This window comes from Sphingobium sp. (assembly GCF_032153725.1).
GTDB lineage: Bacteria > Pseudomonadota > Alphaproteobacteria > Sphingomonadales > Sphingomonadaceae > Sphingobium.
Map to the genome: position 1 here is coordinate 1 of NZ_JALDYQ010000130.1, position 5,587 is coordinate 5,587.

A 5,587-nucleotide genomic window follows, 5' to 3' on the forward strand; every position below is an offset into this window, starting at 1 on the left:
CGTCGCCAGCACGCGCGGCCGCCCGCCCAGCCGCATCCCCATCATCAGATTATCCCAGGCCGCCTCGCCGCCCGCCCATTTGCCGATCTCGTCGGCCCAGCCATGGCTGAACTGCGGCCCGCGCAGGCTTTCCGCCTCCACCGCCCCGAACAGGGTCGCCACCGCGCCATTGGGCCAGACCAGCTTGCGCAGCGCGGGGGAGAAGGCAGGCCGGTTCCACCAGGGCGAAATGGCCAGCAGGCCCGATGCCCCCTCCACCATCACCGCCCGCGCTTCGCCCAGCGTCGCTCCGACCAATGCGATCCGCGCGGCAGGCTCGCTCTCGGCGACCGACCGCACCCACTCGGCCCCGGCGCGCGTCTTGCCGAACCCGCGCCCCGCCATCATCAGCCAGATGCGCCAGTCTCCTTCCGGCGCCAATTGCTCCGCCCGTGCCAGCCAGCGCCAGTCATGCGCCAGCGCTTCCGCCGCCGCGCCGCTCAACCCCGCCAACACCCGCTCGCGCGCCGCATCGGGCATGCGCGCCAATCGTTCGAAATCCGACAGACTTCCCATGGAATAACGCTCTCCTCCCGCCACGCTTCATCCCATTTCCAGGGCCATTCCCGGCGCCATCCCCGGCGCCATCCCCGGCGCCATCCCCGGCAACAGCCCTTTTGCCGATCGGCTCCGGCATCCTATATGGACGCCCATGTCTTCGATCCGACCCGCCCGCGCCGCCGACGGCGCCCGCCTGCTGGACATCTGGCGCCGTGCCGTCGACGCGACCCATGATTTCCTGACACCTGTGGACCGCGCCGCGATCGACGCCGAAGTCGCCGCCTTTCTCCCCCGTGCCTCCGCCTGGCTCGCCACCGATCCGGACGATCAGGCCATCGGCTTCATGCTGATCGACGGCACCCATATGGATGCGCTGTTCATCGACCCCGACTGGCGCGGCCGGGGCATAGGCCGACGCCTGGTCGACCATGCCCTCTCGCTCCACCCCACGCTCACCACCGACGTCAATGAACAGAACGGCCCGGCGATCGCCTTTTACGAAGCCATGCGCTTCGCCCGCACCGGCCGCTCGGACCGGGATGGACAGGGCCGCCCCTATCCCCTCATCCACCTCCGCTACGCCCCCTGACCGCTCCCGCGCCGCTCGCCCCCACGTTTGCGCACCACCTCCAGCGCTACCCGCAACCGCGTCACCGCATCCTCGCCATCCGGCCGCTCGATCCCTTGCAGCCTGCGCGTTTCCGCCACCTCTCCGGCATGCGCCAATAACAGCCGCAGCCCGATGGCAAGCGGAAGGTCCCGCTTGACCTTGCGTCCTTTCACCGCGCCCTCGCCATCCAGCGCGATCTCCTCCTGCTCCGAACCGAAGAGCGATTTCCGCAGCAACAGCGTTTCCAGCTCGTCATAGGCGATGCACAGCGCCTCCCGCCATTCACGGGCGAAGCCGGGATCGCGCTGCTTCTGCGCATAGACGCTCGACACGCTCTTGCCCGCGACCCGCGCCGCCTCGCTGACATTGCAGGTCATCGCCAGCGCTTCCATGAACAGCCTGCGCCGCCGGGGCGTCCATCCATCCTTGCGCACCCGACGAAGCTGCGGGCCATTGCCCGCCGCGCTCCGCTGCCGCCCTATCGTCAACCCGCCGCCCTGTTTCCTGTCCGTCATGCCGCCCTCCACCGCCTGCCCACGACAAAGGGGCCAGCCCTTCGCAGGACCGGCCCCTTTGCCTTGCCGCCTCTCGCGACTCAGATTTTTCCAGTGTCGACGTCTCTGCCAGAACAGCGTGACGATGTCAAGAAAAATGTTCCATATAGGTTAAATCATGCCGCAGCCATCCGCTCGATCATCTCCATCTCCGCCGCCAGGGCCGCCGCAAAACCCGGCCGCTCGCGCATCCGCTCCAACCATGCCCGCACACGCGGCCACCGCCCCTCCGCCAGCACTCCGCTGCAATAACAGATATTGATCATCGGACAGGCTACCGCGATATCCGCCAGGGTGAATCGATCCTCGACCAGAAATCCGCTGTCCGGCAGCATTTCCTCCAGATAGTCGTAAAGGCCCGGCAGCTTGTCCGCCTCCGCCGCGTCGGCGGCGGCCAGATCCTGCGGCACCCCGACAAGGCGCGCGACCATCCGGTTGAAGAAGATCTGGGCGCCCGCCGCCTGCAAGATGGTATCGCCGAACTCCTCATACCAGATCGCGCGCGCCCGCGCCTTCGCCTCGACGGGGATCAGATTGGGATCGGGATGCAGAACATCCAGATAGGTTATGATTGCCGTGCTGTCGCTGATCAGGAAATCGCCGTCCTGAAACCCCGGCATCTTGCCGAAGGGCGACGCCCGCGCGAAAGCCTCCCCGCCCTGACCGAAGCCGGCTGGCTTCACCTCAAGATCAATGCCCTTCTCCGCGGCAAAGACAATGACCTTGCGCACGAAGGGCGAAGGCCGCGCTCCATAAAGGATCATGATGAAGGCTCCCGAAATCAAAGAAGCCGATCATTTCACCTCGGTCCCGGAATGCAACCAAATTCCGGTCACCGTCCCGATTGATCCGCCCCTACGACGGTTCGCCTGTAATCGATCCTGATGCGCACCCAACTGCCGATCATCACCTTGCCGTCGACGCGCGGCGGCAGCACCAGAAACTGCCACGCCGCCAGCCGCACAGCCCTGGCAAAGCCCGATCCCATCGGTGATTCCCCCAGCGTCTGGCAATTTTCGACATGATAATGGTCGATGGTCTTGCAGGCGACCAGCCCCCAGCCATTGGGCGGCGCATCGGCGGGCAGATAGCTGGCCAGTTCGGCATGACTGGGCCGCCGATACCATTCCGCCTCGAACAGCTGCACCCCGCCCGGCCCCTCGCCCGGCCCGGCCACCGCCGCGCTGTTCCCCTGCCCCGACGCTCCATCGGCAGCATCCTTTGTCGGCATCTTCCCGATATCCGCCGACGCCATCTGCTGGGTGTCCAGCACCAGAAAGGGCAAGGGCGAAGGCTGCTGCTCGGTCGGCTTCACCACAGGCCGGGGCGGCCTGACCACCGGCTGCGCCTGCTGTTGCGCCGATTTTTCCTGCCGCTTCTTTTCGCTCTTCTCCGCCTTGCTCCGCGCCTTCTCCGCCTTGGGCACGGGCGCCATTTCGAAGGTCACGGGATTGCGGAAATCCGGCAGTTGCACCACCGGCCTGGGCGCCAGCGTCAACAGCGCCAGCAACAGCAGCCCGTTGAACAGCAGCGCGAACAGCAATCCGCCACTACGTTCACGCCATTGGGAAGGGGTTGCAAAGGTCAATTTCACTCAAGTGGCGCCGAACAGGAATCGCATGGGGTCATGCCCAGACGTCACCATCCCGTCAACGCCGCCCCTCTCAACAAATATCTTCCTCGCGCACGACGGGTCGGCTTTCCCGCGTCGCCCGCATCCGGCTGGCCTTGTCGTCCGGATCGGACGTCAGCACGACATGATCCTCATGCACCTCCAGCAGCACGCCGGCAAAGGGCATGCCTTCCAGACTGCCGGTCACGCGATAGCTGACCTGATCCCCGACCTTGAACGTCGCCGGATCGGTGTTGAACTCGAACGGGCAGGCGCCCTCACCCATGCCAAGCATATATTCTACTCCTGTCCGCCCCTCCCTAACGCCCGATCGGGCATCTGTCACTTCCCGTGCCGCCACGCTACACCCGCTTCATGGACATCCGCCTCGCTTCCGCCGCCGATCTTCCCCGCCTCCACCCGGTGATCGAGCGCGCCTATCGCGGCGACTCCGCCCGCGCGAGCTGGGCGACCGAATCCGCCCCGCCGGCCAGCCCCCGCACCAGCATCCCCGCGCTGGAGGCGATTCTCGCCAGCCCCGCCGAACGCCTGCTGGTCGCGCTGGGACAGGATGCCGCCCCGGTCGGCTGCGTCCAGATCTCCGATCGGGGCGGGAACCGCGCCTATCTCGGCCTGCTCTGCATCGACGCCGGCCTTCAGTCGGGCGGCCTTGGCAGCCGCCTCGTCGCCGCCGCCGAACGGCTGGCCGTACAGGCCTTCGGCGCGCGGATCATGGAAATGACCGTCATTGCCAGCCACGAACGGCTGATCGGCTATTATCAAAGGCGCGGCTACCAGCCGACCGGCGAACGCCGTCCCTATCCGGTCACGCTCGATCCACCTTGCGAAATGCTCGTCCTGGCAAAAGCGCTGGCGGCCTGAAAGCACATCGTTTACGGGGCGAAAGCAATGCTTACCAAGCTCTATCAATGGACGCTGGCGAAAGCCGCCCACGCCCACGCCGAACGCTGGCTCTTCATCATTTCCTTTCTGGAATCCAGCTTCTTCCCCATCCCGCCGCATCCGCTGCTGGGCCTGATGTGCCTCGCCCGGCCGGAACGCGCGCTCCGTTTCGGCCTCATCTGCACCATCGCCTCGGTGCTGGGCGGCATGCTGGGCTACGCCATCGGCCATTTCCTTTATGAAGCGGTCGGTCAGCAGATATTGAACGCGCTCGGCCTGGCCGCCAAATTCCCCATCGCGGCCTGCTATCTGCGGGACTATGGGGCGGAAATCATCCTGATCAAGGGCGCGACGCCCATCCCCTTCAAGCTGATCACGATCACCGCCGGCTTCATTGGCCTGTCGCTGTTCACCTTCCTCTGGGCCAGCGTGCTGTCGCGCGCCTTCCAGTTCATGCTGGTGGGCTTTCTGTTCTGGAAATTCGGCCGCCCGATCAAGGCTTTCATCGAAAAATATCTGGGCCTGCTATCGGCTGCCTTCCTCGTCCTCATCGTGGGTGGCTTCATCGCGGCCTCCGCCCTGTCCGGCGGCGGCGAAAAGAGCGACAGGTGCAGCCACGCCACCATGGCCACCCTGCGCTGACCCCTACCCGATGAAGGACATGATCGCCCGCTTCCCTAAGCTCGCTGCCCTGCTCGCCGGCTTCCTGTCGGCCACCGGCTTCGAACCGCTGAAGCTCTGGCCGGTCACGCTGGCCTGCTTCGCGCTGCTCATCGTCCTGATCGAACGCGCGCCCGACCGCCGCAGCGCCGCCTCACGCGGCTGGCTGTTCGGCGTCGGCCATTTCACCCTGGGCCTCAACTGGATCGCCCACGCCTTCACCTTCCAGGACACGATGCCCCACTGGTTCGGCTATGGCGCGGTGGTCCTTCTGTCGCTCTATCTGGCGGTCTATCCGGCACTCGCCACGCTCGCGGCTTGGTGGCTACACAAGCATGTGCTCCTGCGCAGGCAGGAATACGCCCTACTTTCCACCACACTCCTCTTCGCCGCCTGCTGGCTCGCCACCGAATATCTTCGCGCCACCGCCTTCACCGGTTTCGCCTGGAACCCGTTGGGCGTCACCCTCCTCCCCACCGGCATCGCGATCGCCTCCACCCTCATCGGCACCTATGGCCTCGGCGCGCTCGCCATATGCGCCTCCGGCGCGCTCCTCCTCCTCATCCGCCGCCAGTTCCGCCCGACCGCCGCCCTGCTCGCCCTGCTCTGCGCTTTCGCCCTTTGGGGTCACCTTTCCCCTGCGCCCCCATCGCCCACAGGCGCGCCCCGCATTCGCGTGGTCCAGCCCAATATCGGCCAGGACGAGAA

8 protein-coding genes and 1 pseudogene are annotated in these 5,587 nt (G+C 66.2%); 4 read left to right on the forward strand and 5 right to left on the reverse strand.

The features are described from left to right. Nucleotides 1–555: terminase large subunit domain-containing protein (locus tag RUH75_RS23025; RefSeq protein WP_409592421.1), on the reverse strand; the 555-nt coding region annotated here is incomplete at its 3' end. Nucleotides 556–691: 136 nt separating this feature from the next. Here RUH75_RS23025 and RUH75_RS23030 point away from each other — a divergent pair. Then, nucleotides 692–1,129 carry an acetyltransferase gene (locus tag RUH75_RS23030; RefSeq protein WP_313809541.1) on the forward strand — a complete coding sequence of 146 codons (438 nt, stop codon included), beginning with the start codon at nucleotides 692–694 and terminating at the stop codon, nucleotides 1,127–1,129. Here RUH75_RS23030 and RUH75_RS23035 read toward each other — a convergent pair. The 4 genes from RUH75_RS23035 to RUH75_RS23050 all read right to left on the reverse strand — a co-directional run bounded on the left by RUH75_RS23035 (nucleotide 1,117) and on the right by RUH75_RS23050 (nucleotide 3,611). Next, nucleotides 1,117–1,665 (reverse strand): hypothetical protein, encoded by a 549-nt coding sequence (locus RUH75_RS23035; protein WP_313809542.1) that lies wholly within the window; start codon nucleotides 1,663–1,665, stop codon nucleotides 1,117–1,119. The genes RUH75_RS23030 and RUH75_RS23035 overlap by 13 nt on opposite strands. 155 nt (nucleotides 1,666–1,820) lie before the next feature. Beyond that, nucleotides 1,821–2,468, reverse strand: a complete 648-nt coding sequence (locus RUH75_RS23040; protein WP_313809543.1) for a glutathione S-transferase family protein — start codon at nucleotides 2,466–2,468, stop codon at nucleotides 1,821–1,823. 68 nt (nucleotides 2,469–2,536) lie between these two features. Then, nucleotides 2,537–3,298 carry a hypothetical protein gene (locus RUH75_RS23045; protein WP_313809544.1) on the reverse strand — a complete coding sequence of 254 codons (762 nt, stop codon included), beginning with the start codon at nucleotides 3,296–3,298 and terminating at the stop codon, nucleotides 2,537–2,539. Nucleotides 3,299–3,368: 70 nt separating this feature from the next. Then, nucleotides 3,369–3,611 carry a hypothetical protein gene (locus tag RUH75_RS23050; RefSeq protein WP_313809545.1) on the reverse strand — a complete coding sequence of 81 codons (243 nt, stop codon included), beginning with the start codon at nucleotides 3,609–3,611 and terminating at the stop codon, nucleotides 3,369–3,371. A gap of 80 nt (nucleotides 3,612–3,691) precedes the next feature. Here RUH75_RS23050 and RUH75_RS23055 point away from each other — a divergent pair, with 80 nt between their 5' ends. The 3 genes and pseudogenes from RUH75_RS23055 to RUH75_RS23065 all read left to right on the forward strand — a co-directional run. Then, nucleotides 3,692–4,198 carry a GNAT family N-acetyltransferase gene (locus tag RUH75_RS23055; RefSeq protein WP_313809548.1) on the forward strand — a complete coding sequence of 169 codons (507 nt, stop codon included), beginning with the start codon at nucleotides 3,692–3,694 and terminating at the stop codon, nucleotides 4,196–4,198. Between the two features lie 27 nt (nucleotides 4,199–4,225). Further along, nucleotides 4,226–4,861 (forward strand): YqaA family protein, encoded by a 636-nt coding sequence (locus RUH75_RS23060; RefSeq protein ID WP_313809546.1) that lies wholly within the window; start codon nucleotides 4,226–4,228, stop codon nucleotides 4,859–4,861. 10 nt (nucleotides 4,862–4,871) lie between these two features. Continuing rightward, a pseudogene (locus RUH75_RS23065) lies at nucleotides 4,872–5,587 on the forward strand (apolipoprotein N-acyltransferase); the annotation flags it as partial.

What these genes read in the sequence shown, in the direction of transcription:
- RUH75_RS23030 (WP_313809541.1), top strand. Translation starts at nt 692, where the DNA reads ATGTCTTCGATCCGACCCGCCCGCGCCGCCGACGGCGCCCGCCTGCTG.
- RUH75_RS23035 (WP_313809542.1), bottom strand. Translation starts at nt 1,665, where the DNA reads ATGACGGACAGGAAACAGGGCGGCGGGTTGACGATAGGGCGGCAGCGG.
- RUH75_RS23040 (WP_313809543.1), bottom strand. Translation starts at nt 2,468, where the DNA reads ATGATCCTTTATGGAGCGCGGCCTTCGCCCTTCGTGCGCAAGGTCATT.
- RUH75_RS23050 (WP_313809545.1), bottom strand. Translation starts at nt 3,611, where the DNA reads ATGCTTGGCATGGGTGAGGGCGCCTGCCCGTTCGAGTTCAACACCGAT.
- RUH75_RS23055 (WP_313809548.1), top strand. Translation starts at nt 3,692, where the DNA reads ATGGACATCCGCCTCGCTTCCGCCGCCGATCTTCCCCGCCTCCACCCG.
- RUH75_RS23060 (WP_313809546.1), top strand. Translation starts at nt 4,226, where the DNA reads ATGCTTACCAAGCTCTATCAATGGACGCTGGCGAAAGCCGCCCACGCC.